General features: G+C 71.5%; 26 protein-coding genes and 1 pseudogene. 11 read left to right on the top strand and 16 right to left on the bottom strand.

Features of this window, described 5'->3' with window-relative positions:
* Positions 1 to 209 precede the first annotated feature (209 nt).
* The gene (locus tag ACH4EB_RS23330) at positions 210 to 1,412 is read right to left on the bottom strand and encodes an erythromycin esterase family protein (RefSeq protein ID WP_398349485.1); all 1,203 of its coding nucleotides are present in this window, start codon (positions 1,410 to 1,412) and stop codon (positions 210 to 212) included.
* 68 nt (positions 1,413 to 1,480) lie between these two features.
* On the opposite strand from ACH4EB_RS23330, the gene ACH4EB_RS23325 reads away from it, so the two are divergent.
* Together ACH4EB_RS23325 and ACH4EB_RS23320 are read left to right on the top strand one after the other, a co-directional pair.
* The gene (locus tag ACH4EB_RS23325; protein ID WP_398349484.1) at positions 1,481 to 2,230 is read left to right on the top strand and encodes a TioE family transcriptional regulator; all 750 of its coding nucleotides are present in this window, start codon (positions 1,481 to 1,483) and stop codon (positions 2,228 to 2,230) included.
* A 200-nt stretch (positions 2,231 to 2,430) separates the two neighbouring features.
* The gene (locus ACH4EB_RS23320) at positions 2,431 to 2,973 is read left to right on the top strand and encodes a hypothetical protein (RefSeq protein WP_398349483.1); all 543 of its coding nucleotides are present in this window, start codon (positions 2,431 to 2,433) and stop codon (positions 2,971 to 2,973) included.
* A gap of 24 nt (positions 2,974 to 2,997) precedes the next feature.
* On the opposite strand, the gene ACH4EB_RS23315 is transcribed toward ACH4EB_RS23320, so the two are convergent.
* The gene (locus ACH4EB_RS23315; RefSeq protein WP_398349482.1) at positions 2,998 to 4,206 is read right to left on the bottom strand and encodes an FAD-dependent oxidoreductase; all 1,209 of its coding nucleotides are present in this window, start codon (positions 4,204 to 4,206) and stop codon (positions 2,998 to 3,000) included.
* A 236-nt stretch (positions 4,207 to 4,442) separates the two neighbouring features.
* Positions 4,443 to 5,372, bottom strand: a complete 930-nt coding sequence (locus tag ACH4EB_RS23310; protein WP_398349481.1) for an LPXTG cell wall anchor domain-containing protein — start codon at positions 5,370 to 5,372, stop codon at positions 4,443 to 4,445.
* A gap of 320 nt (positions 5,373 to 5,692) precedes the next feature.
* Here ACH4EB_RS23310 and ACH4EB_RS23305 point away from each other — a divergent pair, with 320 nt between their 5' ends.
* The 3 genes from ACH4EB_RS23305 to ACH4EB_RS23295 are packed head-to-tail and all read left to right on the top strand — an operon-like array spanning position 5,693 to position 7,619.
* Positions 5,693 to 6,007, top strand: coding sequence for a DUF2563 family protein (locus tag ACH4EB_RS23305; RefSeq protein WP_398349480.1), 315 nt, complete (start codon positions 5,693 to 5,695; stop codon positions 6,005 to 6,007).
* A complete protein-coding gene (locus ACH4EB_RS23300) occupies positions 6,004 to 7,020 on the top strand; it encodes a WXG100 family type VII secretion target (RefSeq protein ID WP_398349479.1) in 1,017 nt (338 codons plus the stop codon). The genes ACH4EB_RS23305 and ACH4EB_RS23300 overlap by 4 nt, the downstream gene beginning before the upstream one ends.
* Positions 7,017 to 7,619 (top strand): hypothetical protein, encoded by a 603-nt coding sequence (locus tag ACH4EB_RS23295; RefSeq protein ID WP_398349478.1) that lies wholly within the window; start codon positions 7,017 to 7,019, stop codon positions 7,617 to 7,619. The genes ACH4EB_RS23300 and ACH4EB_RS23295 overlap by 4 nt, the downstream gene beginning before the upstream one ends.
* 212 nt (positions 7,620 to 7,831) lie before the next feature.
* On the opposite strand, the gene ACH4EB_RS23290 is transcribed toward ACH4EB_RS23295, so the two are convergent.
* From ACH4EB_RS23290 to ACH4EB_RS23280, 3 genes are all read right to left on the bottom strand, one after another.
* The gene (locus ACH4EB_RS23290; RefSeq protein ID WP_398349477.1) at positions 7,832 to 9,448 is read right to left on the bottom strand and encodes a GMC family oxidoreductase; all 1,617 of its coding nucleotides are present in this window, start codon (positions 9,446 to 9,448) and stop codon (positions 7,832 to 7,834) included.
* Between the two features lie 88 nt (positions 9,449 to 9,536).
* The gene (locus tag ACH4EB_RS23285) at positions 9,537 to 9,695 is read right to left on the bottom strand and encodes a hypothetical protein (protein ID WP_398349476.1); all 159 of its coding nucleotides are present in this window, start codon (positions 9,693 to 9,695) and stop codon (positions 9,537 to 9,539) included.
* A 246-nt stretch (positions 9,696 to 9,941) separates the two neighbouring features.
* Positions 9,942 to 10,880, bottom strand: coding sequence for an RNA polymerase sigma-70 factor (locus ACH4EB_RS23280; RefSeq protein ID WP_398349475.1), 939 nt, complete (start codon positions 10,878 to 10,880; stop codon positions 9,942 to 9,944).
* Between the two features lie 172 nt (positions 10,881 to 11,052).
* Here ACH4EB_RS23280 and ACH4EB_RS23275 point away from each other — a divergent pair, with 172 nt between their 5' ends.
* Positions 11,053 to 11,538, top strand: coding sequence for a carboxymuconolactone decarboxylase family protein (locus tag ACH4EB_RS23275; protein ID WP_398349474.1), 486 nt, complete (start codon positions 11,053 to 11,055; stop codon positions 11,536 to 11,538).
* 279 nt (positions 11,539 to 11,817) lie between these two features.
* Here the strand turns inward: ACH4EB_RS23275 and ACH4EB_RS23270 are convergent, their stop codons facing one another.
* Together ACH4EB_RS23270 and ACH4EB_RS23265 are read right to left on the bottom strand one after the other, a co-directional pair.
* Positions 11,818 to 12,417 carry an STAS domain-containing protein gene (locus tag ACH4EB_RS23270; protein WP_398349473.1) on the bottom strand — a complete coding sequence of 200 codons (600 nt, stop codon included), beginning with the start codon at positions 12,415 to 12,417 and terminating at the stop codon, positions 11,818 to 11,820.
* A gap of 282 nt (positions 12,418 to 12,699) precedes the next feature.
* On the bottom strand, positions 12,700 to 13,431 hold the full coding sequence (locus tag ACH4EB_RS23265; RefSeq protein WP_398349472.1) for an SDR family oxidoreductase: 732 nt from the start codon (positions 13,429 to 13,431) through the stop codon (positions 12,700 to 12,702).
* 71 nt (positions 13,432 to 13,502) lie between these two features.
* Here ACH4EB_RS23265 and ACH4EB_RS23260 point away from each other — a divergent pair, with 71 nt between their 5' ends.
* A complete protein-coding gene (locus tag ACH4EB_RS23260; RefSeq protein WP_398349471.1) occupies positions 13,503 to 14,429 on the top strand; it encodes a LysR family transcriptional regulator in 927 nt (308 codons plus the stop codon).
* A gap of 331 nt (positions 14,430 to 14,760) precedes the next feature.
* On the opposite strand, the gene ACH4EB_RS23255 is transcribed toward ACH4EB_RS23260, so the two are convergent.
* The 4 genes and pseudogenes from ACH4EB_RS23255 to ACH4EB_RS23240 all read right to left on the bottom strand — a co-directional run bounded on the left by ACH4EB_RS23255 (position 14,761) and on the right by ACH4EB_RS23240 (position 16,756).
* On the bottom strand, positions 14,761 to 15,033 hold the full coding sequence (locus tag ACH4EB_RS23255; protein ID WP_398349470.1) for a hypothetical protein: 273 nt from the start codon (positions 15,031 to 15,033) through the stop codon (positions 14,761 to 14,763).
* The gene (locus ACH4EB_RS23250; protein WP_398349469.1) at positions 14,955 to 15,206 is read right to left on the bottom strand and encodes a hypothetical protein; all 252 of its coding nucleotides are present in this window, start codon (positions 15,204 to 15,206) and stop codon (positions 14,955 to 14,957) included. Before ACH4EB_RS23250 ends, ACH4EB_RS23255 begins: the two co-directional genes overlap by 79 nt.
* Before the next feature lie 68 nt (positions 15,207 to 15,274).
* Positions 15,275 to 15,944 (bottom strand): annotated as a pseudogene (locus ACH4EB_RS23245) (hypothetical protein); the annotation flags it as partial.
* A gap of 11 nt (positions 15,945 to 15,955) precedes the next feature.
* Positions 15,956 to 16,756 carry an ANTAR domain-containing protein gene (locus tag ACH4EB_RS23240; protein WP_398349468.1) on the bottom strand — a complete coding sequence of 267 codons (801 nt, stop codon included), beginning with the start codon at positions 16,754 to 16,756 and terminating at the stop codon, positions 15,956 to 15,958.
* Between the two features lie 388 nt (positions 16,757 to 17,144).
* On the opposite strand from ACH4EB_RS23240, the gene ACH4EB_RS23235 reads away from it, so the two are divergent.
* Together ACH4EB_RS23235 and ACH4EB_RS23230 are read left to right on the top strand one after the other, a co-directional pair.
* Positions 17,145 to 17,339: a hypothetical protein gene (locus tag ACH4EB_RS23235; protein WP_398349467.1), complete on the top strand. Its 195-nt coding sequence runs from the start codon at positions 17,145 to 17,147 to the stop codon at positions 17,337 to 17,339.
* Positions 17,340 to 17,416: 77 nt separating this feature from the next.
* Positions 17,417 to 18,940: a carboxylesterase/lipase family protein gene (locus ACH4EB_RS23230; RefSeq protein ID WP_398349466.1), complete on the top strand. Its 1,524-nt coding sequence runs from the start codon at positions 17,417 to 17,419 to the stop codon at positions 18,938 to 18,940.
* Positions 18,941 to 19,036: 96 nt separating this feature from the next.
* On the opposite strand, the gene ACH4EB_RS23225 is transcribed toward ACH4EB_RS23230, so the two are convergent.
* The 4 genes from ACH4EB_RS23225 to ACH4EB_RS23210 form a co-directional block, all read right to left on the bottom strand.
* A complete protein-coding gene (locus ACH4EB_RS23225) occupies positions 19,037 to 20,296 on the bottom strand; it encodes a mannosyltransferase family protein (RefSeq protein ID WP_398349465.1) in 1,260 nt (419 codons plus the stop codon).
* Positions 20,297 to 20,393: 97 nt separating this feature from the next.
* Positions 20,394 to 20,798, bottom strand: a complete 405-nt coding sequence (locus ACH4EB_RS23220) for a hypothetical protein (RefSeq protein WP_398349464.1) — start codon at positions 20,796 to 20,798, stop codon at positions 20,394 to 20,396.
* Positions 20,791 to 21,288: a SigE family RNA polymerase sigma factor gene (locus ACH4EB_RS23215; protein WP_398349546.1), complete on the bottom strand. Its 498-nt coding sequence runs from the start codon at positions 21,286 to 21,288 to the stop codon at positions 20,791 to 20,793. The genes ACH4EB_RS23220 and ACH4EB_RS23215 overlap by 8 nt, the downstream gene beginning before the upstream one ends.
* Before the next feature lie 343 nt (positions 21,289 to 21,631).
* Positions 21,632 to 21,997 carry a hypothetical protein gene (locus ACH4EB_RS23210; RefSeq protein WP_398349463.1) on the bottom strand — a complete coding sequence of 122 codons (366 nt, stop codon included), beginning with the start codon at positions 21,995 to 21,997 and terminating at the stop codon, positions 21,632 to 21,634.
* Positions 21,998 to 22,230: 233 nt separating this feature from the next.
* Between ACH4EB_RS23210 and ACH4EB_RS23205 the strand changes: the two genes are divergently transcribed.
* Together ACH4EB_RS23205 and ACH4EB_RS23200 are read left to right on the top strand one after the other, a co-directional pair.
* Positions 22,231 to 22,356 carry a hypothetical protein gene (locus ACH4EB_RS23205; RefSeq protein ID WP_398349462.1) on the top strand — a complete coding sequence of 42 codons (126 nt, stop codon included), beginning with the start codon at positions 22,231 to 22,233 and terminating at the stop codon, positions 22,354 to 22,356.
* A complete protein-coding gene (locus ACH4EB_RS23200) occupies positions 22,334 to 23,236 on the top strand; it encodes a methyltransferase domain-containing protein (RefSeq protein ID WP_398349461.1) in 903 nt (300 codons plus the stop codon). The genes ACH4EB_RS23205 and ACH4EB_RS23200 overlap by 23 nt, the downstream gene beginning before the upstream one ends.
* The last annotated feature ends 255 nt before the right edge of the window (positions 23,237 to 23,491 follow it).

Here is a 23,491-nt window from a genome sequence, read left to right as displayed (position 1 = left end):
ACGGAGGACCGGCCCGGCCGGGGCGCCCGTGCAGGACGGGCGCCCCGGCCGGGCCGTCGCAGCGCTGAGGGGCGGTTGCCCTGGCCGGGCCGTTGTGGCTCCGAGGGATGGCGGGGGCCGCGGTGGTGCGATGCCGGCGCCACCGCGCACGAAGCACGAAGGCGGACACCGGGGGACCGGCCCTGTCGACCGCAGGTTCGCTCGGCCGCCTAGCTCGGCGGAAGGTCCTTCACGAATACGATCCCGTCGCTCCCGGCCAGGTGCTCCGGATCGAGGGGGAAGTACCCGAAGTAGGGGGACACCCGGGGGGTGGGCCGCGTGTCGCCGAGGGCGGTGGCCAGCCGAGGAGCGCCGATGATGTGGTGGGCCTCCGGCAGCGTGTACAGGAGCCCCTCGATGGTTTCCGCCGGCGGAGTGTCCACGCCGTGGTGCCGGATCGTGCCGAGGGCCGTGGCCAGGAACGCGTACTTCTCACCAAGCCGCGCGCTGACGATCGCGCCCGCTCCCCACCACTCCAACACCTGGTCACCCATCGGCATCCGGCTCTTCTGCCGCTGGAGGTGGAGGTTGTGCGCGTAGGCCAGTGCCGGGCCGCGTTCGGTGACGGCGAGGAGGTTGTCGGCCATCATCTGATCCCGTATGCCCACCAGGTGCGTCATACGGGCCGGTGAGGGGTCGGCCATCCAGAAGTGGTACCGCAGCAGCCCGGTGGCGGTGCGCCCGTACAGGCACGCGCGGTCCCAGTCCTCCCGCGAGGTGGCCGCGATCAGGTGCGGCGTCTGTGCGTTCAGCAGCGCCACCAGATCGTCGGCGAGCAGCCGCAGCTCCTTGGCTTCGGCCGACCGCCCCACGGACCGGGACGGATCCATCATCACGGCGGTGTCGGTCCACCGGTCGTCGGTGCCGAGCAGGCGGTCGAGTGTTTCCGCGGTGCAGGGGAGCAGGCCCGCGTCCACCCGGGCCGCCAGGTAGTCGTGGAGCGCGGTGAGGGCCTGCCGGGGGCTCGCGGCAGCGGTGATCTCCAGCGGGCCGTCGAAACCGGCGAAGCGCAGGCGTTCGGAGGCCGGCCGGCCATCGTTGTACGCCCGCATCCACCGTACGAGTTCACGGTTGGCGGCGGACGCGCCGAATCCGTGGCTGAAGCCGCGCTCCATGACCTCGTCGAGCGTGCCCTGGCCCGAGGTGACGTAGTCGTCCACGACCAGGCCCATCATGCAGTCGCTCTCGATGGCGATCGTCCGGTAGCCCTCCTGCTCGAAGAGTTCCTGGAAGAGCTTGTTGCGCAGGTCGAGCGGAGTGTCCTCCCCGTGCGTGGGCTCGCCGAGAGCGAGCAGCCGCGGCCGCGTCGGGAGCAGCTCCATGACGGCGGCGGCCTCGACGGAATGAGCGAAGTTCCTGATGTCGGTTGCCATGGCTTCAACGGTATCGTTGAACCTTCGGTTGAAACTTTCCTGAGAGCCACCCCGATATCGTCGGAGTCATGGGACAAAACCTTCAAAGCGAGGAGCGACTCAGGCCGATCGACCTGGCGCGCGAACACGGTCTGTCCACGCAGGCCGTCAGGAACTACGAGGAGGCCGGCGTCCTTCCCGCCGCCGGTCGCACCCCCCACGGCTACCGCACCTACACCCCGTCGCACGCGCGAGCCCTGCGCGCGTTCCTCGCCCTGCTGCCCGGCCATGGCCACCGGACAGCGGCATCCATCCTGCGGGCGGTCAACCAGGGTGAGGCCGACGAAGCGTTCCGCCTCATCGACGAGAGCCACGCCCAGCTCCGCGAAGACCGCCGTACCCTCCAGGCCGTCGAAAGCGCCTTTCGCGATCTGGCGCTCACCGCGGCGTCCGAGGCTGACGCCGCGGCCGAACCCGATGTGACGTCGGCGGTCGGGGGCATGTTCATCGGGCCGCTGGCGGCGGCGCTGGGCATCCGGCCCGCAACGCTCCGCAAATGGGAGCACGCCGGACTGGTACGCCCGCGCCGCGACCAACTGACCGGATACCGCGTCTACGACGAGACCGACGTACGCGACGCCCGCCTGGTCCACCAGCTCAGACGGGGCGGCTACCTGCTGGACCAGATCGCTCCGCTGATCGCCCAGGTGCGGGCGGCAGGCGGGCTGGAACCACTCGAAGCCGCCCTGCGCGACTGGCGCGGCCGCCTGTCCGCCCGGGGACGCGCGATGCTGACCGGGGCCGCCGAGCTGGAGGCGTACCTCCGCGAGCGCGGGTGAGTCCCGGCATCGACCCCGTCCGCACCCGGCAGCGCGCACCAACACCGGGGCTCACGCAACCGGGCGGGGGCCGACGACCGTGCTGCGTGGTGACAGCCCGGACCGCTGATCTTGGCGGCAAGAAAGGCAAATAGTATGAGCTGATGGAAACAGAGCACCCCGCAACGAAGCGGACGAGCAGGCCCTCTTGGTACGTCCTCATGGCCGTCGGCTGTGCGGTGCTCGCCGCCGTGGCGAGTTGGAGCGATTTCCTGCTGGTCGTCGCACATCATGTGATCCCCGGTTGGCTGGTGGGCGCTGCGTTCCTCGCGATCTCCTCGGCTCTCGTCCTGATTCGGACCGTGCGACGCCGCTCAGCGCCTGACCGGGCAAGGGAGAAAGGCACCGTAACGGGGCGCTGGATCCTGGCGTTCTCGGTCGTCGCGGCCGGACTGGGAAGCGCACTCGGCGCGGTGGGTGACCTGGGCGCGGAATACCGAATGCTCGAACCGCGAGGTCCGGGCGGCTGCCAGGCCGTCACGCGGGAAACGGCGTTCCTGTACGCGGGCAGCGGCGACGTCTACTCGGTGGGAGCCGGCGGCATCGGCCGGCCCACGGGCCACTGGACCGCCGACGACGGCCTTCGCCCCATCGCCGCCGGATCGTACGGTCTGAGCTGGGGCGACGACAGCGGCTCCCTGATGATCCACGGCACCGCGACCGACCCGGTCCGGCCCGCGCTGCATGACGTCGACTGCGGGTGACCTGGCGCGCCCGTGAGCCGCGCCTCAGGGTTTGGCGTCGGGTGTGCCTTCCGGTGCCCCCGGGCCATCGGTACCGAGAACAGTGCGCAGGTCGATGCCCCATTCCAGTTGGGGAATCAGGGTGTCTTCGCCGGGGCGCTGCGGTGCCGGTGCCGTACCGGTGCGCGAGGGGGTGTGGGTGCCGCGTGAGATGCGCCCGCTGACGGTGATGTTGTGCTCCACGCGGGGGCGGCGGCACGCCTCGTAGAGGGACAGCGCGCTTTCCGTGTCGGGCGCGTCCCGTAGGGATTTGGCGAGGATGACGGCGTCTTCCAAGGCCATGGAAGCCCCCTGGCCGGTCGCTGGTGACGCGGCGTGCGCGGCATCGCCGATGAGCAGTGTCCGCCCCGAGCGCCAGGGGGCACCGGGCGGGATTTCGGTGGCGTTCGTGGCCATGATTTCGTCCGTGGAGGCCGCGACAATGCCCGCGGCGGGCGTGGCGTCCTCGCGCAGCAATTCGACGAGTTGCTCGCGCCGACGGAGGGCCTGAGGGGCTGTGATTTCCTCGGCGGGGATGGCTTCAGTGGTGACGCGGGCGAACCAGTACGTTTCCCCGCCGGGCGAAACCGCGTAGCCGAAGGAGGAGTTGCTGCCTCGCACCATGGTGATGTGGCCGGTGCCATCCGTGACCGGCGCGCTGGAGGCGTAACCGTAGAAGACGCGCTGACCCGCGTAAAGAGGCTCCACGCCAGGGGCGATCGACCGCCGAATGGTCGAATTCAGGCCGTCCGCGCCGATGAGCAGATCACCGGTGGCGACGCTGCCGTCCGTAAAACGCGCGATCACCTCGTTCGGGCCGTCCTCGAAGGACCGCAGGCGCTTTCCGTGCGAAATCCTGATGCCTCGACGGGTGGCCTCGGCCTGTAGCACGGCATTCAACTCGCCGCGGCGCAGGCACCGGTACCGCAGCAGCGCGTTGTCGGCCTCTCCCATCGGCGCGTGGGCCACCTCGGTGCCCTGGGCGTCGAGAAGACGCAGCGAGCGCAGTGGAAAGCCGATCGCGGTGACCGCGTCCGAAGCGTCGAGCTGCGCCAAGGCGCGCATACCGTTGCCGGCCAGGGTCAGGAAGGCCCCGATGTCCTCGGCCGTGTCGGTATGCGCCTCGTGCACGGTGACGTCGAACCCCGCCTTGTGCAGCGCCAGCGCGGTTGCCGTACCGGCGATCCCGCCACCGATGACCAGTATGCGTTTCACGTTCCACTCCGCTCTTCTGTGCGGGTTCCATTCTGCGCCCAGGCGATCCGGGTGATCCAGGCGATCCGGTTGGTCCAATTGGCCCGGTTGGCCCGGTCAAGGTGGCCCCTGGCTCCTGGTCGGTCAGCCTGCCGAGAACTCCCGGTCGAGGAAGTGGACCGCGGCGCGGCAGGGCGGCAGGGGCGGTCCACTACTGCTCCTGCCACCCGGACGGCGCGTCCCCGGGCTGTTGCCCGTCAGTTGGTGCGGCGTCGGCGCGCGATCAGTACGGCCGCGCCGCCTGTGACGACCGCCGCTCCGCCGATCAGGGCCACGGTGGGCAGGGCGTCGGAGGAACCGGTCTGCGCGAGATTGCCGCTCGCGCGGGAGGTGGTCTGGTCCGACACCCCTACGACGTTCGACGACGCGCCGGTACGAGGCGTGGACGGCGCGACCGGCGGGGTCGGGGAACCGGTGGGCCGGGGAGGGGTAGGCGCGGGACTCGTGGGGCCGGGCCTGGGCGTGGTGGCCCCGCCCGGAGTCGTCCCGGGCTTGGTCGCACCGGGGGTGGGCTTGGCCGCCGGGTCCACGATCGTGATCCCGTTCTGTCCCGTCGGGCCGGCCGTGCAGGGCACCACCCTGCCGTCGGGGAAGCGGTAGTGGTCCACGAAGGTCGTTTGGACGCTGACATCACCCCAGGTCATGTGCTTGGGCGTGTTCGCGGGGGCGCGCAGGCGCAGCTCGTAGGTCACCGACTTCCCGGCCTTCAGGACGCCGTTGGTCACGAAGCGTCCGGATGCGCCGCTGTCCACCGGAGTCCACTTGCCGGTCTGTCCGGCCTTGTACTGGAACTCGATGAATCGCCCCAGTACCGGGTCCTCGTCCTCCACCTGCCGCCAGGCGTAGACGGAGACGCTGAGAGGCGACACATCCTTGCTGCTGATGTTGGTCACTGTCGCGCGGAACGACCGCCAGCCGCCGCCTCGCACGACCGGGCCGTCGGTGTCGGTCTGCGTGAGCTTGATGGACTTCTGCTCGTAATCGCCGTATGCGGTGGAGACGTCGTAGCAGCTATACAGCTTCTCCCCGGCCCCTTCGGTGGCGTAGGCGGCGGGAGCGGCCAGCAGGGCGGCCGGCGCTACGGCGGCCACGGCGACGGCCGTGGCCGCGGTGCGGCGAAGCTTCATCAGGTTCCTCTTCCGTAAAGGCGTGCGATGCCGCCAATTGACGTTCATAGGACCCCTGAGCTGGGCAAAGGGTTGTGCTCGGGCCGACGGCCGGAGGGAAGGCGAGGCGGCCGGCGCCGGAGCGCCGCCGCCCGCCCCGCATTCCGCGTGTCGGCATACCTGTGCGACAGCGTTCAACGGCTGTGACTACAGTGCACCCGTGCGATCAACCACCCCTTTTCCGTAAAGACTTGGCATGGGGATGGGCAGAAAGCCGTATATGGAGCGTCAAGCAGTCGCAGCGCGCCCCTATACGGACAACGGGGTCACGGGAGGGCCAAATGGGTAACGGCTACGACGTGGAGAGCACCGCTCTGCGCCGATACGCGAACGCGGCGGACGAGGCGGCGGACCGGGTCGAGAGGATCCGTAATCGGACCCGCGGTCTGGAACTGTCCAGCGGGGTGTTCGGGATGCTCGCGGAGTCCGACAGCCTCAAGGCGGACTACGACAGACAGTCCGAGGAAGCCGTCAGCGATCTCCACGACGTCAAGGAGTCCCTGGGGGCCATCGCCGACGGGATGCGGCTGGCGGCCGACGGTTACGACACCAACGAGGACGACCAGGTCCGGCTCATGGGCGGTGGTCAGACGTGAGCCAGGCACTGGAACGCATCGGCTTCGACGTCGACTGGAGCAACCCGCTGGCGGGCGCGCTCGACTCCGTCATCCGTGGTGCCGTCAAGAGCCTCGGGCTCGACGAGTACCTGGAGAAGGTCAGCGGCGACAACGAGAAACTGATGGCCACCGCGCGCGAGTGGCGGACCGCCGCATCCGAGATGCGGGGTGTCGTCGACGATCTCCAGGCCGAGCGCCGGACTCTGCAGGCATCCTGGACCGGCGAGGCGTCCACCGCCTTCGGCACGACCATGACCGAGTTCGAGAAGGCCCTGCAGGGCGAGGCCGAGGACATGATCACGGTCGCCGAACTCTTGGAGATGGCCGCGGAGTCCTGCACCGAGGCCGAGGAGACGATGATCGAACTGATCACCGAGATCGTCGAGGCGCTGCTGGTGGCCGCCGCGACGGCGGCGATCGTCGCCATCCTCACGGCCGGTGTCGGCGCGGCCATCGGCCCGCTCATCGGGGCCGCCGGGGCCACGCACCGGGCCATGAAGGCCGTACGCATCACCGCCAAGCTGGCGGACAAGCTCAAGGATCTCGCCGACCGGATGCGCGCGCTCCAGAAGCTGCGACGGGCGCGCATCAAGGCCAAGGCGCTGTGGCGGAACAAGAACGCCCGCAAGAAGATCAACATGGGGGTCAAGCAGGTCCTCAAGAAGGCCGTGGGCGCCCAGGCCGTGGGTGCCGTCGTCGACGCGGCGCCGCTCGCCAACAGTGTCATCGAGCACCACACCGGCGTGGACGTCGGCGAGAAGGCCGGCCGGTGGGCCGACAAGGGGGAGGCCGCCCTGCACGACGCCACCGGCCTCAAGGAGGTCTACGTCGGCGACAAACGGTGGGACGTGGAGCACCAGGACTCCGGCAACCCGCCGCCCACGGAACAGCAGAAGCAGTACGCCGACCGGCCCGACCCCAAGAGCTTCGACGAACGGCTCGCCGAGGCGGCCCCGCGGGCGGCCAAACCCGTACGAGAGGTGTTCGGATGAGTCTGCGTGTCGCGCTGGGCAGGGTCCCGTACAAGGAAGCCAGGGAGCGGGCCGGCGAAGCACTGCCGCGTGACGAGCGGCTCGTACAGAACGAAGTGGCCTTCCCCGGCCACCGGCTGCCCAGGCCGCGCCGGTGGAACCGGCCCCGCGTCCTGGCGGGCCGCCGGTTCCCGGGCGACCGCTGGGAGGGCGCCAAGCGCGTCTTCTGGCTGGTCGACGCCATCGTCCAGCCGATTCCCCGTCTCTTCGGCGCCCGGCGCAAGAAGGGCAAGCCCCTGAAGGGCGGATGGGGAAGCCTGGCGGGCCAACTGGCCACCGCCCTGTGGCCCCGCGTGCCGACGACCGACGCCCTGCCGGTACTCCAGCTCACCGACCGCCGCCTGCACGTCACTTACGTGCAGCGAGGCCGCCGCCGGGGCGAACTCGGCGCGGTCGAGGCGGGCTGGAGCACGCCCGCGACGCAGGTGGCGTGGATCCGGCACTGTACGGACATCGACGCCGACACCTACGAGATCGGCTTCACGGACGACTCCTGGGCCCGGGTGGAGCTGCGCAGCCAGCACGCCGCGTATTTCGCGGAGTGCTTTCCGCGGGGGTGAGCGTCGGGGCTGGACGCCCGGTGCTGTGCCGGTCACCGGGCCCCGGCTCTCTGTCCCGTCCCCGGATCCCGGCCCCCGACGCCGTCCGGGCGGGCCAAGCGCAGGTCACGGGCGTTGTCAGTGGCGGGTGCGACCATCTCCGTATGACAGCCCGGCCCCGGAACTTCCGGGGCCGGGCGCTCGACGGCAGTGACCGGGTGTCGCGAGTGCGGTCAGTGCTCGGCCAGGAGCATTTCCGCTGCCCGTTCGCCGATCACCATGGAGGGGGCCATGGTGTTGGCGACCGTCACATGAGGCAGTACGGAGGCGTCGGCGACGCGAAGTCCGTCGATGCCGTGCACCTTGAGCCGGGCATCCACGACCGCCTGCTCGTCCCGCCCCATCCGGGCCGTGCCGCTCTGGTGCCAGTAGGTCTCGACGGCGTTCCGCAGGAACGCCTCGACCGTGTCCGTCGCGGCGGACGCGGGGGACACCTCCCGCTTGGCGAACGGGCGCAGCGCGGCGGAGTTGCCCACCTCGCGGGCCATGGCGACGGCGGACAAGGCCGAGCGGACGTCGTCGGGATCCGCGAGGAAGTTCGTCTCGACGCGCGGTCCGGCCAGCGGGTCGGTGCTCGCCAGGCGGATCCGGCCGCGGCTGCCGCTGCGCAGGCGCATGGCGGGCATCAGGGTGAAACACCGCTCCGGCGGCGGGTACTGGGCGGCGCTCTCCGGGGAGACGGAAGGGGCGGGGGAGAGGTACATGACGAACTCCGGCGCACCCGGCCGCGTGCCGTCGGACCAGAAGCAGACGGCCTGGCTGCGCGTGGGCACCGGCATCGGCACGTCCGCGGCCTCCCACACGCAGGGCAGACGTATGTGATCGTCGAGGTTGCGGCCGACGCCGGGCAGGTGCTGCGCCACCGGGACGCCGGCGGAGCGCAGTTCGGCCTCGTCGCCGATTCCGGACCGCATGAGGACGGCGGGGGTGCCGATGGCGCCCAGCGACAGCACCACCTCCCGGGACGCGTGAGCGCGAAGCAGCTTGCCGTCGCGCACGATCTCGACGCCTGCGGCCCGGCCGGCGCTGAGCAGGACGCGGCCGACCGTGGTGTGCGGCAGGACCGTGAGATTCGGCTGCCCCATGCGGTCGGCGACATAGCGGCGGAAGGGCGTCTGCCGCACTCCCGCGTGGGCGTTCTCGTCCCGCACGGCGCAGCCGGCGTCCTTCTCCATCAGGGCGCCGTTGGGGCTGTCGAACCGCGCGATGCCCGTGGCCTCGGCGCCGTCGAGGAAGGCCGTGAACAGCGGGTGCACGTCCTGCGCCGGCTGGATCCGCATCGGCCCCGTGGTCCCTCGGCGTTCGGGGTCGGGGGCGCCCTGCCAGTTCTCGATTCTCCGGTAGAGCTCCAGCACGTGTGCGTAGCCCCACGCGGGGTCGCCCGCTTGCTCGGCGTAGGAGTCCCAGTCGCTCCGGTGGCCGCGGGCCCACACGCCGGCGTTGATGGAGCCGCCCCCGCCCAGGCCACGGCCCGTCGCGTAAGCGAGCCGGCGTCCGTTCAGCCGCGGGTTCGGCTCCGTGACGTGGTCCCAGGTCCGCTCGCTGCCGAGGTTGGCCGGCCACAGGTCGGGATTGCGCACCCGCTCGTCATCGTCGTCGCCGCCGCTCTCGACGAGCAGCACCGTGACGTCCGGGTCGGCCGCGAGCCTGCCGGCGAGAACGGAACCGGCCGAACCGGCGCCGCACACGATGTAGTCGAAGGCCGCGCCGTCGTCGATGCTGTCGGCGAGGCCGGGCCGATGGGGGGACGCGGTGGTCGCGCCGTCATCCTGCCGGGGGGCGGTGCTCATGCTGCTCAACTCCTTGGACGTCCTGGTGCTGATGACGACGATCCTGCCGCACGCGTTCCGCGGCCGACGCGTCGGTGGGCACCGGGAGTTATCCGGACACCGCGAAGAAGCCGATGAAGAAGACGAAGTAGAACAGCACGGCCGCGCCCACCACGGCCGCCACGAGGAGAACCGCCTTCAGCAGCCTCTCTGCCGCCTGACGGTCATGATGAGCGGTGGCCTCGGGGCATTTCCTGTACTGGGTCACGGGCCCATCCTGCTGATCACCGTGCCGACGGACCATCCGTACTCGTACTCATACGGGCGGCAGGGCGATGCCCCGGGGTGGCTCAGGTCCGAGGGCCTCGGTCGAACCCTCGCGCCGCCACAGTGCGTACGTGCTGCCCAGGCCCCGCGCCGGTATGGCCGGTACGAGGCCGAGCCCAGCGGACCGGCCTCGACCGCCTGTTCGCGCTCCGTGTCGGGTACCCGTGGGCGTTCACGTCCGACAGGATCAGCGGCGCAAGGCGACCTCCCGCCCCATGTGGGACAGCTTCTCGGGGTTGCGTACGGCGTAGAGCCCGGTGATGAGCCCGTTGTCGACGCGCGCCGTCACGACGGTGTCGATCTCGCCGGACAGCCGGATGATGAGCGCCGGGCAGGCATTGACCTGGGCCGGCCGCAGCGTCGCCGTCGCCTGCCTGCCCAGCCCGCCGGCCAGCAGGCGGGCCACCTTGTCGGCCCCGACGACGGGCCGCAGAACAGCCTGCTTGACTCCGCCGCCGTCTCCCAGCAGGACGACATCCGGTGCGAGAATGTCGAGCAGACTCTGTACATCGCCGGTTTCGACCGCCCGCCGGAACGCGTCGAGCGCGTCGCGGGTCTCGGCCGGGGAAACGATCCCGCGCGGCCGGCGTGCCGCGACGTGCGTCCGTGCCCGGTGCGCGATCTGGCGGACCGAGGCCGGGCTCTTGTCGACGGCTTCGGCGATCTCCTCGTACCCGAAGTCGAAGACCTCGCGCAGCACGAACACCGCCCGCTCGGTCGGTGTGAGCGTCTCCAGCACGAGCAGCATCGCCGTGGAGACGCTGTCGGCCAGTTCGACGTCCTCGGCCACGTCGGGCGAGGTGAGCAGCGGTTCCGGCAGCCAGGAGCCGACGTAGGACTCCTTACGGCGGCCCAGCGTACGCAGCCGGCTCAGCGCCTGGCGCGTGGTGATCCGCACCAGGTACGCGCGCTGTTCCCGCACCGTGCCGAGATCGACGCCCACCCACCGCAGCCAGGCCTCCTGCAGGACGTCCTCCGCGTCGGCGGCCGAGCCGAGCATCTCGTACGCGACGGTGAACAGCAGATTGCGATGGGCGACGAACACCTCGGTGGCGGCATCCGTGCGTCCGCCACCGGCGAGCTGTCCTGTCGTGTCCGCTGTGCGCTCGCTGTGCTCGCTCTTCACCGGGTGCTCCTGCCTCTTCGCTTTCGACGGCGCTACGCGCACAAGACGCCGGTCCCCGCCGCTCTGTGACAGCCCCGCGCGGTGTCGTACGTCACACAGTCGCCCTGTCACAGGGCGCGGGTCGCAGGCGTCTCGTGTTCGTTCACCACACACCACGAGTGAGGACGACGTCATGGACGCCCGATTCAACCTGTTCGAGAACGAGCTCGGTGCCAAGTTCGCCAAGCGTTTCGCCAACGCCGGCCTGATCGTTCAGCAGTCGTCGCTGCCGAAGTCGACGCAGGAGCTGATGGCACTGCGCGCCAGCCAGATCAACGGCTGCGGTTGGTGCATCGACATGCACACCAAGGAGGCCGCGGCCGCCGGTGAGACCGCGGTCCGGCTCAACCTGGTCGTCGCATGGCGGGAGTCGACCGTGTTCACCGAGGCCGAGCGGGCCGCGCTGGCCCTCGCCGAGGAAGGCACTCGGCTCGCCGACGCCTGCCAGGGCGTTTCCGACGAGACCTGGGCCGAGGTGCGCAAGCACTACGACGACGACCAGACGGCCGCGTTGATCGCCGTGGTCGCGCTGATCAACGCGGCCAACCGGCTCGCCGTGATCACCCACCAGCAGGGTGGTTCGTACGAGCCAGGCATGCTCGCGGCCGCGGTCAACTGATCGGTGCACCGTGCCGGCCCGGCTCGGCCCGGACCCACCCGGGCCGAGCCGGGCCGACCGTCACGGACCACGGCTCGTGCTCCACTCGCGCTCCGGCCGGCTCCCTCGACCCGCCGGCGGAGAGCCCCCGGCGGGCGGCGCTCCGGCGGACAGACCCCAGCGGACAGACTTCCGGGTCACGGCGAACAGGGCCCTGCGGGTCGGCGTCCGCACCGCGATGATCGCCGCGGTACGTCCGGATACGCGGCATCCACCACCTCGACGGCCGCGCATCCGGGATCAAGATACCGACGGGTCGTCTTCTCCGGGCTCCGTCGGTTCCCGGCACAACAGGTCACCGCACGAGCCCCGCCAGAACGCCCGGTGAGGGGGCGGTCCGGCAGGAAACGGGCGTTGATTCCCGGAGGAATGATTCCCCGATGCGTGGTGCCCCGAGGTGCTGTGCCCAGAGGCGTGGTGCCCCGTAGCCTGGTGCTCCGTCATGCGGGAGCACGGTGACGTGCCGGGATAGGGCACCAGCCGCGGCCCCACGCCGGTACGGACCAGGGCGCGCTCGACCGTTTCGCTGGTCACCGTCAGCTCCAGGCTGCCCTGCGCGGCATGCACGGCGCCCCGTACGCCCAGGAGGGTGTAGAGGCTGGCGTTGTCGCACCAGGTGATGCCGGACAGGTCGAGCCGTAGCTGCCGCCGGCCGGACCTCAGGTGGGCGACGGCGGCGTCGCACAGCAGGCGCACCGTACGCACGTCGAGTTCGCCGACGAGCCCCAGTTCCGTGGCGCCGCCGGCATCGCGGCGGGCACGGACGGTCAGCCGGGGGTCGGGCGGCTCGGTCAGCGGGAGCCGGAGAGGAGGGGCCAGGAGGGGCGGGCGGTCGCGCATCGGGCCCTCCAGGTGCGCCGTCGGGTGGGCCCATGGCCCATTGAACGCCGACCAGACTTCCCGGCACACCCTGCGCCCCGGACGCATTGACGTCACCGTAACGGTCACACCCCCGGCGCGGAAGCTGAGCCGCCGAAAGGGCCCCGGGAGATGCCGCGGCCGGACTTCAGTGCCAACTACAGGTGTCCGAGACGGTCCCAGGCAGGGCGCCGGTGGCCGGCGACGCGGCCGCGACGTGGGCTTTGACGGTGCGCTCGGCGCCGCCGCGGTCCACGGCGGAACCTATGCGGCCTGCGCCGTGGCCGCCAGGACGATCTCGCGCAGGTTGACGCGTTGCGGCTGCTGGTAGGCGTAGGTGATCGCGGCGGCCACGTCCTGCGGGGTCAGGACGCCGACCGCGTCCTTGAACGCCTGGTAGTCGGCCTTGGCCGTCTCATCGGTGGTGTGCGAGAGCAACTCCGTCTCGACGGCGCCGGGCGCGATCGTGATGACGCGCACCCCGTGCGGCGCCACTTCCTCGCGCAGGCTCTCGGACAGGCCGTGCACCGCGAACTTCGTGCCGCTGTAAACGGTGTGGTTCGGGTAGCTCTTGCGGCCCGCGACCGAGCTGACGTTGACGACCGTACCGCGGCCGCGGCCGACCATGCCCGGCAGTACGGCCCGTACGCCGTTCAGCAGACCGGTCACGTTCACGTCGAGCATGCGCTGCCACTCGTCGGCCGGCTGCTTCGCGACCTCTCCGAGCAGCATCACGCCGGCGTTGTTGACGATCAGGTCGGTCGGCCCGTACCGCGCCTCGGCCTCCCGCACGGCGGCGGACACGGCCTCGGCGTCGGTGACGTCGACGGCCCGGGCAAGGGTGTCCGGAAGGCCGAGCGCTTCGAGTCTGGTGACCCGGCGGGCCAGGAGGAGAAGGGGGTGGCCCAGGTCGGACAGGGCGCGCGCGGTGGCCGCGCCGATGCCCGAACTGGCTCCGGTGACGACGGCGAGGGGCTTGGTGATCTCTGCGTTCATGCCTCCCAGCTTCGCCGGGCGACAGACCCGGAACAACGACGGACCGTGAAACGATCGATAAGGTGCGGGTTATGGAACGCCGCGACCTTGAGATCTTCCTGACCCTCGCCGACGAACTGCACTTCGGCCGTACCGCGGAGCGGCTGCACGTCTCCCAGGCCCGGGTCAGCCAGAGCGTCAAGCAACTGGAGCGGCGCATCGGCACGGCGCTCTTCGCCCGGACCAGTCGGCGCGTGGAACTGACGCCGGTCGGGCGGCAGTTCCTCGCGGACGTACGGCCCGGCTACGACCTGATCAAGGCGGGCCTCGCGCGGGCGGCCGCCGCCGGCCGCGGTCTGGCCGAGCCTCTGCGGGTCGGCTTCAGCAGCCCGCTGGCGGGCGAACTGGTGCTGGCCGCCGCCACCACGTACCGGCAGCGGAACCCGGGAGCCGGTGAAGTCCTCCTCCACGAGACGCCGCTCGGCGATCCGTACGCGCTCCTGCGCTCCGGCGAACTGGACCTGCTGCTCGCCCAGTACCCCGTGGCCGAGCCGGACCTGTCCACCGGACCCGTCCTGATCTCCGACTCGCGCGTCCTGGCCGTGGCCCGTCGGCACCGCTTCGCGCGCCGGACCGCCGTACGCCTCGACGACCTCGCCACGGAAGAACTGCTGAGCCTCTCCGGGCCCGTACCCGACTACTGGCTCGACCACCTGCTGCCCCGCGTCACCCCCGGTGGCCAGGCCATCGCACGCGGCGCGGCGGCCGCGACCCGCCAGGAACTCCTCGCCCTCGTCGGAGCGGGCCGGGGCGTCCACCCGACCGCCGCCCACGAGACCCGCTACTACGCCCGCCCCAACGTCAGCTACGTACCGATCGCCGACGCGCCACCGCTCGAATACGGCCTGACCTGGCGTACGGCGACCGAGACCAGCCGGACCCGCGCGTTCGGCGAGGCCGCCACGGAGGTCGTACGACGCCACGACGGCCCCGATCGGGTGTGCGCGGAGTGCCGGTGAAGGAGAGCGGCCCGCCGCCGGCCCCGTTCGTGCCGTGGCACGTCCCAGGGCGGGTTCCGGCGGACGTTTCCCGCCCGCGCACGCCGCGTTCACCGACGCCGGTGGCCTGTCGCGTTCGTCGTGCGCGCCCACATGATCACCATCCACCTGCGCGGGGGCAGCTCGGAGCGCTCTCCGACCTAGGCTTCGTCGGTCCGGGCCGCGCCCCTGACGGCTGACGGCCCGGCGGCCACCGGCGGTTGGCCGGGCGCCGGGCGCCGGGCGTGAGCAGCGTGAGCAACGTTGTGTCGGTGCTCCGCGTCGACGGGTGTGCGCGCCCCGGCGCACAGGCTCACGCGCACCAGGAGTCCTGGTCTTTGCCCAGGGCCTTGCGGACGGCGTCGCGGGTGGGGTCGGCGACGGCGGCCATCGGGCCCGGGACGGCGTTCTTGGTGGCGGACTCCATGCCGGGGTGGGGGTGGGCGGGTGCGGCGGATTCGGCGGCCTTGACGGCCTTGGCCATCGAGGTGATCCGGTCCGGGACGGTCAGGCGGCGCAGCAGGGAGAACTCGTAGCGCTCCTCCGCGCGGGCGTGCGCCGGCACGTCCGCGCGCAGGGCGAGCAACCGGGGCAGGAACGTTGCGTCCTCCGGGCCCAGACCTTCCGGACGGAGAGGGCCTGCTTGGCTGTCTTCTCCTCGCCGAGCCGATCGGTGACGAGTTCGTCACCGCCGTCCGCCACCCGCTTCATGTACGGGTGCACGACCATCTCCTCGGCCGTCCCGTGCACCGCCAGCATCCGCACCAGTTGCCGGAACGCCCTCCGGCGGGCGCCGCCCTGGCTCCGTTCGACCTGGTCGAAGAGGTGACCAGTTGTTCCCACCGCGTCTCACCCGGGTCGACCAGCGATTCGTAGTGGGTGACGTGCTCCTCCTCGATCGGCCCGACCTCCTGGTAGAGCCGGCGGGCGATCGGCTCCCTGTACGTGGGGCCGGTGTTCATGTAGAAGTTCATCGTCTGCTGCTCGGCCGACGCGACCGTCAGCGCGTGCAGCTTCGACAGCGGGTCGGTCTTGGCCTTGTCGTACGGCTCGCGCACGTTGTCCACCGGGTGGCGGTGGTGCAGCGGGGTGGGCCGGCCCGGCATCACCTCGGTCAGCCCGTCGACGACCGACTCCGCTTTACGGCGCTCGATCACCTCGTACAGGTTCGCGTACCGGTACAGATGATCGAAGTCCTCCAGGGCACCGAACTGGTACGCCTGTCGCAGATAGGGGTCCGGCTCCATCCGTGCCACCCACGGCCACCTGCTCGTAGGCGATCGTCGTCTCCAGCACCGACGAGACCCCCGGCAGCAGCCAGTTGACCGCCTTCTGCTGCTGCGCCTCGATGTAACGGGTGCGTGCCAGTTGCTGCTTGACGGCCATGTCCGGGCAGTGACCGGCGAGTTGGTGACCGAAGAGAATCGCCTCCACCTCGATCCCGTTCATCGTGATGATCCGGCACCGCGTGTACGGGTCGCAGTGATCCGGATCGATTCGTGACGCCGCTATGCGTCCGGCGGGGCGCAGCGCTGTCCGGGTACGGTGCCGCGCCGCCGTCGCGGCGGTGTTCCCGGTTCGGTCGGCGGGGCGGTGTCGACCGAGGTGACCGCGGTCAGCAGCTCGTTCTGTGTCGCCTCGGGAAGCGCTGTCCCCTGGAGGCTGTCGACCAGGCTCTGGGCGAGGCGGTGCAGTTTGGTGTTGGTGTTCTGGGACGCGGCGACCAGGACGTTCCAGGCTGCCTCGGGGCTCAGGTTGAAGGTGGACATGAGGATGCCGCGGGCCAGGTCGATGACCGGGCGGGTCTGCATGGCGCGGCGCAGTTGGGCCACTTCGGTGCGCAGATCCTGGTCGTCCTCTTCGTGCGTCCCGGCAGGGAAGGGTGCTGCCGGGCGGTCGTTCGGGGCGGGGCCGTCGAACAGGCCCCGGGTGCCGGTCAGGTCCAGGAGCCGGTCGATGGCGTGGTTGCTGGTGCGGATGGTGACGGTCTTGTTCTGCTTCAGCGCCCGGGTGCGCAGGCGCAGCAGCGCGCCCAGTCCGGCGCAGTCGCAGAAGCGCACGGCACCGAGATGCAGGTCGAGGCCGTGGAAGGAGGCGCCGAGGGCCGCGTGCAGGCCCGGCTCGATGTGCCGGCCGGTTTCCAGGTCGAGTTCTCCCAGCACCGTGACGCGCGTACGCTCGCCGTCCGCGGTCACTTCGAGGGCCAGCAGGCAGGGTTCGGGTGCCGGCGACACCGCGGTGATGCGGTCTGTGGCGCGTTCGGCGTCCAGCTCGGTGAAGGGGGGTGTGCGGCGCGCAGGCTCCGGCATGGCCTTCCTCTTCCTTGTCGGCTCACCAGCCTCCGCTCCAGGCTCGCCCTTCGGCTCATACACGTCAACCGATACATGAAGAATGGTACGTGCTTCTGCGTGCGTGAATTCTCGGTCGGTAGAATCCGCGCACGAGCGGCATGCCCGGGTCGCGCGGTGGACGGACGTTCGCGACCACCCACGTACGGGTGTCGGCCGCCATCGCCGAAGAGCGCCGTGCCCGCATCCGTGAGACCGCCGCCCGCTGTCGGCCCCGCAACGTGCCGACAGGTGGCGCGTCCGCGAGGTTCCCACGGGATCCGCACCCCCGCGGCCCTGGCCATGCCCCGGCCACTGCCCGGTCCGCCGTTGTTCATCCACCACGGCGCAGAAGGGGCCCGCGTCCCCCATGTTCCACGGCGACGACGGTGACGACCGCCTCGACGGTGGCGGTGGGCCGTTCGGCTTCGGCTCCTACGGCGGCCCCGGCCGCAACGAGCTGCATCAGGACCGAGCGCAGGCGGCTGAGCGCAGCCGTTCGCGAGCCGGCTCGTTCTCCCTGGCGCGTGGCCGCTCGGTGCCGTCTGCCGAGTTTTTTTGGTGACGTTCGCCGAACGCGCCGTGTGTGCCCGGTGGTTACGGATGCCGGTCAAGCGCGAAGATGCCCCTCAAGGAGGCCACATGACCCACTCCACCCGAGCGCCCGAGGTCCGCACCGTCTCCGGCGCCGTCCGGGGCCGGTGGCAGGACGGGGTGGCCGTCTTCCGGGGCATCCCGTACGCCCGACCGCCCGTCGGTGACCTGCACCTGGCGGCGCCGGTGCCCGCGGTGCCCTGGGATGGTGTGCGCGAGGCCGACGCTTTCGGGCCCGCGCCACCGCAGTCCCGCACGCTCGGCTACGGCCTCGGGCGGCAGAGCGTGCGGGGCGAAGACGACTGGCTGACCGTCAACGTCTTCAGCCCCGATCCCGGCGCGGCGGGGCTGGTGGTCATGGTCTGGCTCCACGGCGGCATGTACATGGTCGGATCGGTCGATGGGCCCGGTTACGACGGTACGGCCCTGGCGCGACGGGACACCGTCGTCGTGACGTTCAACCACCGTGTGGGCGCGGAAGGCTACGGGCAGTTCGCGGGCGCGCCGCCCAACCGGGCCCTGCTGGACCAGATCGCCGCGCTGGAGTGGGTACGGGAGAACATCGCGGCCTTCGGCGGCGATCCGGACCAGGTGACCGTCTTCGGCGAGTCCGCGGGCGCCGGAGCGGTGGCCGCGCTGATGACGATGCCCCGCGCGGCCGGCCTCTTCCAGCGGGCCGTGGCCCAGAGCATGCCGGGCCCCTTCTTCAGCATGCCGCTGGCCACCGACATCGGTACGGCCGTCGCCGCCGAACTGGGAGCGGCCCCGACGCGCGCCGGTCTCGCACCGGTGACGCCCGACGCCCTGCGGGACGCGGCGGACTCCGTGATGAACACGATGGCGGACCACGGCAGGCGGTGGGGCCGGGCGGCCCGGGCCCGGATGCCGTTCGCGCCCGTGGTCGACGGCGACGTACTGCCGCGCACTCCCTGGGAGGCGCTGCGCGCCGGACAGGGCGCGGGCATCGATCTCGTCGTGGGGCACACCCGGGACGAGTGCCGCGTGTTCACCGCGCTCTCCGGACGGCGCGGAAAGGTCACCGAGGGCGAAGCCGCCGCCACCCTCCGGTGGTGCGCGCCCGATACCGCCGGAGCGCGCGCCTACCGAGCGGGCCATCCGGCCGTGGATCCCACCGGGCTACAGGACCTGGTGCTGTCCGACTGGCTGTTCCGTATGCCCAGCCACCACCTGGCCGAGGCCCACGCCGTCGGCGGCGGCACCGCGTATCTGTACGAACTGGCCTGGGAAAGCCCGGTGATGGGCGGCGCGCTCGGTGCCTGCCACGGGCTCGACGTCCCGCTGGTCTTCGGCGCCTTCGGCGGGCATATCGCGGAACTGCTCCTGGGCAAGGAGCCTCCCGCCGAGGCCAGGGTCCTCTCGGAGACGATGATGGCGTCCTGGACGGCCTTCGCCGCGACGGGCTCTCCCGGCTGGGCCCCGTACCGGCCCGAGACCCGGCTGACCCGCGTATTGACCGCGGACTCCGTCACGGTGCCGTACCCGGAGGAGACCTCACGACGGATCTGGGCGGACTGGGCGTTCACCGCACTGGAGCCGACGGACGGCGCGTGAGGGCGGCGGTGAGCCCGGCCTGTCGGATGTCGGCCGAACGGCCGGTTCTTGTCGCCTGCCAGGGCGGCAAGGAAGCGGCCGGCGAAGGGGTTGCGGTCACCCCGCCCAGCGTCCCGTGAGGAAGGTCAGCGCGAACACCGTGCTCAGGGGGGCGGTCAGACAGAGGTACGCGGTCTTGAACCGGGGGCTGCGCAGGCTCCAGGCGGCCAGGGCGATCCACAGGGGCCACCACAGGAGGGCGGCGCGGGGGATGGAGACGTACCAGTACGAGGTGCCCAGGGCACACAGGCTGAGGGCGACGTAGACGGACTCGGGCCAACGGCGTTTGCGCGCCAGGACGACGAGCAGTGCCACGCCGATGAGCATGGTCGCGAGCTCGGCCTGGAACATGAACGCGTAGTTGGTGCTCTGGGCCTGGTCGAACGCGTTGTTCCAGGTGTGGATCCAGGCTTCCCAGGGCGTGTGGAAGGTGCGGTACCAGCCGCGTTCCTGGGCGTGTTTCCACGCCATCCAGTCGCCGGTGTGGGCCTGGAGATACCAGCCGTAGAGGACGGGGGGCAGCGCGGGCAGCGCCAGCCAGGGCAGCGGGCGCAGGTCGCGGGTGCCGCGCAGGGTGAGCAGGAAGTGGACGGCAAGGGCCGCGGCGAGGAAGAGGCCGCTGATCCGTACGGCGGTGGCCGCGGCGGTCAGCGTCATGGCCGGCGGCCAGTTGTGGCGCTGGGCCGCGAGCCAGGCGGGCAGCGCCAGGGCCAGGAAGAGAGCCTCGGTGTAGCCGACGGCCAGGAAGACGGCGCACGGGGAGAGCAGGAAGAACAGGACGGTGCGCCGCCCCGCCTCCGCGTCGTACAGGTAGTGCCGGGTGATGCGGGCCAGCGCCAGCACGGCGACGGCTCCGGAGACCAGGGAGATCGACAGCCCGGCCAGCGCCCAGTCCGGTACGAGGAAGTGGACCGCGCGCAGCACGAGGGGAAAGCCGGGGAAGAAGGCTTCCCGGTTGTCCCAGCCGGGCTGCCACGGCCCGGCCCGACCGGGGAAGTAACCCTGCTGGGCGATGTGCAGGAAGTGGTCCCAGTCCCAGCGCTGGAACGGTGCGAGAGGCGAGCCCGGGTCATGGGTGGCGGGATCGGCGGGGAACAGCCACCGGGCGCAGTAGGCCGTGAGCCAGATGCCGGTGCGTGTCGACAGATACAGCCACAGGACGTCCCGGTCCACCGGGCTGAGGCGCCGGAGCGCCCGGCCGCGTATGCCCCAGCGCGCACGGCTGTTCCGCTCGGCGGGCCCCGGGAGGCGCGGAACGCGCCGGGACGTCACCGGAAGGTCGGAGTGCTCGCACGTATCAACGGATGAAGGGGGCATCTCGGGCTCCATGGAGTATGGACAGGCAGGCAGGCCGGACCGCCCGGTCGCGGTCCGCCGGGGTGCGGAGGTGAGCTGGGCTACGGAGCGGGTCGGGTCACGGGGGCGAGCCCGTCGAGGACGGCGGTTCGGTGGCCGTTCCCTGCGAGGCGTCCGAGGGCGGGGGAGAGGTGTCGACCGTGGACTCCGGCGTGGCGGGCGGGGTGGAGCGGGAAGCGGTGGGTACGGGGGACGGCAACCGGTCCGGGGCGGGCCGCCGGTCGGGCGGGGGCGTGCCGGCCGGGCCCACGGAGGCCGGCGTACGGGAGAGCAGCGTGGCCGTGGCGGCGGCGCCACCACCGAGGGCCAGGCACGCCACCGTCACCAGCGCGGTGACGCGTCGCCGGCGCGCCCGCCGCCCCCGCGCGGTGATCTCGGCGGCCGGTGCGTTCACGACGCCGTCCCGTCCGGCGTCGGCCGCTCGCTGGAACAGGGACCGCAGCGGGTCCTGGGGCTCAGACACCGGGCGCCTCCTCGATACGCGGGTCGTGCAGACGGTCAGCGAGCGCCTTGCGGCCACGGCTCAGATGGGTCTTGACAGTGCTCGCCGACAGCCCCGTCTCGCCTGTGATCTGTTCGACGGACAGGTCGCACAGGTAGTGCAGGGTGAGGGTGCGGCGCTGTTGGGCAGGCAGTTCACGCAGCGCCCCGACCAGCGCGACCTGCGCCGGCCCAGGCCCCTCGACATGGGGTGGGGCGCCGCTGCGCTGCCATGCGTCGGCGCTGCGGCGCCGCCACCGCCACCGGCTGACCGCCAGCCGCCAGGCGACCGTGCGGATCCACGCCTCCGGCTGCCCGCTTCGATCGAGCTGCCGACGCCGGCTCCAGCCCCTGACGAACGCCTCCTGCACCACGTCCTGCGCCTCGTGCAGGTCGCCGAGCATCACGTAAAGCTGTCCCGTGAGCCGCGTGACCGTCTGGGCGTAGAACTCTTCGAACTCCTCGACGGTCAACAGCCACTCCCGGATCTTTTCTCGCTTCACCTGGCATACGCCCCGCAGGCGGTGTTCGGTCGACACGGATGACGAGGAATCATCGTGACGCTCGTCACGGAACCGAATCGGCGTGGCGCGCATCGCCGCTGGTCGGACCGGGTCCGGTACCTGCCCGTGGGGAGTGGTCAAGCATCCCCGATACGGATGACTGCGCCGATGGCGCCCTCCTGGGGCCGGTACGGCGCGGCTGTCCGGGGACTGGCTGGCGCGCGGTCCGCGGATCCGGCGGCGCCGCGGACCGAGGGGCGGCCGAGTGGACCGAGGGGCCTGGCCGATTTACCCGTACGGAGGCGCCGCGTGCTCAGTGGCGTACCGAGTCCCCGGCGAGGTGCTTGATCTTCTCGAAGGGGTACCCCGCGATGCAGCCGACCAGCAACGCGTACACGGCCAGGGCCAGCAGCCCCGGGGTGGAGAGCCCGTCGGCGGCGGGGTTCCGGATCTCCCGGAAGAGGGGGTGGAGCGGCGCGAGGCTCATGATCGCGGCCCCGGCGCACCAGAACGCGACCAGGCCGTTGGCCTTCGAGCGCAGCGCCGGGTCGGCACTGACGTCGGCGGGGACGGGGTAACCGCGCCGGCGGTCGCAGACCCGACCCCGGTAGCCGGTGACCGCGGCCAGGGCGAGAACGAGGGAGGCGACGGCGAAGAGGCCGAAAGCCGCAATGGTCACCTGATCCCCCGTCTCTTCGTCCCCATCCTGCAACGGGCCCGGCAGGCCATTCAACTCGAACGGTTGCGCGCGCTGCTCCAGAACACCGGAGACGAGCACCCGGCCCGCTCGGTCACCTGGGAAGACTGCGCAACCGCCGGGAAACGCCTCTCACTTCCGTACGCGGGCCCCGGTTCCCGAAGAGCGTTTGCGGGGAAACTGGGGACCGACCCTCCCCGTATGAAAGAGGTGCCATGGAACACCGTCAGGAAAGTGACGGCCAGGTCGGCGGTCCGTTCTCCAGCCCCGGCGATCCGGGCAACCCCGTGCCGCAGGACGACAACGAAAGCGGCGACGATGACGACGCAGACCAGCGCTGAACCCGAAACCCCACCACGGCGGCCGGACGCGGCCGAGCTGCGTCGGCAGTGCGCGGCGACGATCGACACCTACGGGCCGGGCTACTTCCACGGCCGTCCGTGGCTGAGGCAGGCCTTTCTCGACGTCCCGCGCGAGCACTTCGTCCCCGATCGCTACTGGTCCACCGCGCGGCGGGACGGCCGCTTCCCCGTGCTGGACCGCACCGAGCGGCCCACCGCGTGGCTCAAGCGGATCTACCGGCCGCTGTCCCCGCTCATCACCCAGATCGCCTTCGGGGCGATCCGGCCCGAGGACGGACCGACCGACTGCGGCGACTTCACCAGTTCGCTCTCCTGCCCCGCCGCCGTGGTCAGCATGTTGCACCACCTCGACCCCCGGCCGCAGGACAGGATCCTGGAGATCGGAACGGGCAGCGGTTACAACGCCGCGCTGCTCGCCCACCGCATCGGCGCGGCGAACCTCGTCACGGCCGAGATCGACCCGGTCCTCGCCGAGCGGGCCGAGAGAAAGCTGGCCCAACTCGGGCTCACACCGACCGTCGTCCTCACGGACGGAGAGCGAGGCCATGAGCCCGAGGCGCCCTACGACGGCATCCTGTCCACCGCCGCCGTCCGCGAGATCCCCCAGGCCTGGCTGCGCCAGGTCCGCCCGGGAGGCGTGATCGTCACGCCGGTGGACACCCCGTTCCACTGCGACGGCCTGTGCCGGCTCGTGTGTGACGGGCAGGGGCGGGCGACAGGCGGGATGGTGGGGGGCCTGGACTTCATGAAGGTGCGCGGCCAGCGTGAGCCCCGGCCCTACAGCGAACTGGGCTGGCCCCTGTGGAACGACTACCAGGTCACCGCCGGACCGGACGGCCAACGCATCCGCACGCCCTGACGCGCGGGCCCGCCCTCCCTGGGGGCGGGCCTTGCCCACGCGGCCGCGCTCTGCCGCCGCGAGCACTTCGGGCGCAACAGGGCCGGATCCGGGGTCGGCAACAGGGCCCGGGGCAGGGGCCGTTGGCGGATTCCAGCCGCCTGCGCCATCACCCAGCCGGATCAGGTCGGCGTCAACGCGATCGTGGTCCGGCCCACCGCGCAGCGGTGACGGCGGCAGGACCCGGTACGGCTCAGGGGCTGGCCGGAACCGGAG

The sequence above is a fragment of the Streptomyces sp. NPDC018045 genome (assembly GCF_044327445.1).
Lineage (GTDB): Bacteria > Actinomycetota > Actinomycetes > Streptomycetales > Streptomycetaceae > Streptomyces.
The sequence above is the reverse complement of the archived record's forward strand: the minus strand, read 5'-3'. Positions and strand labels throughout refer to the sequence as shown.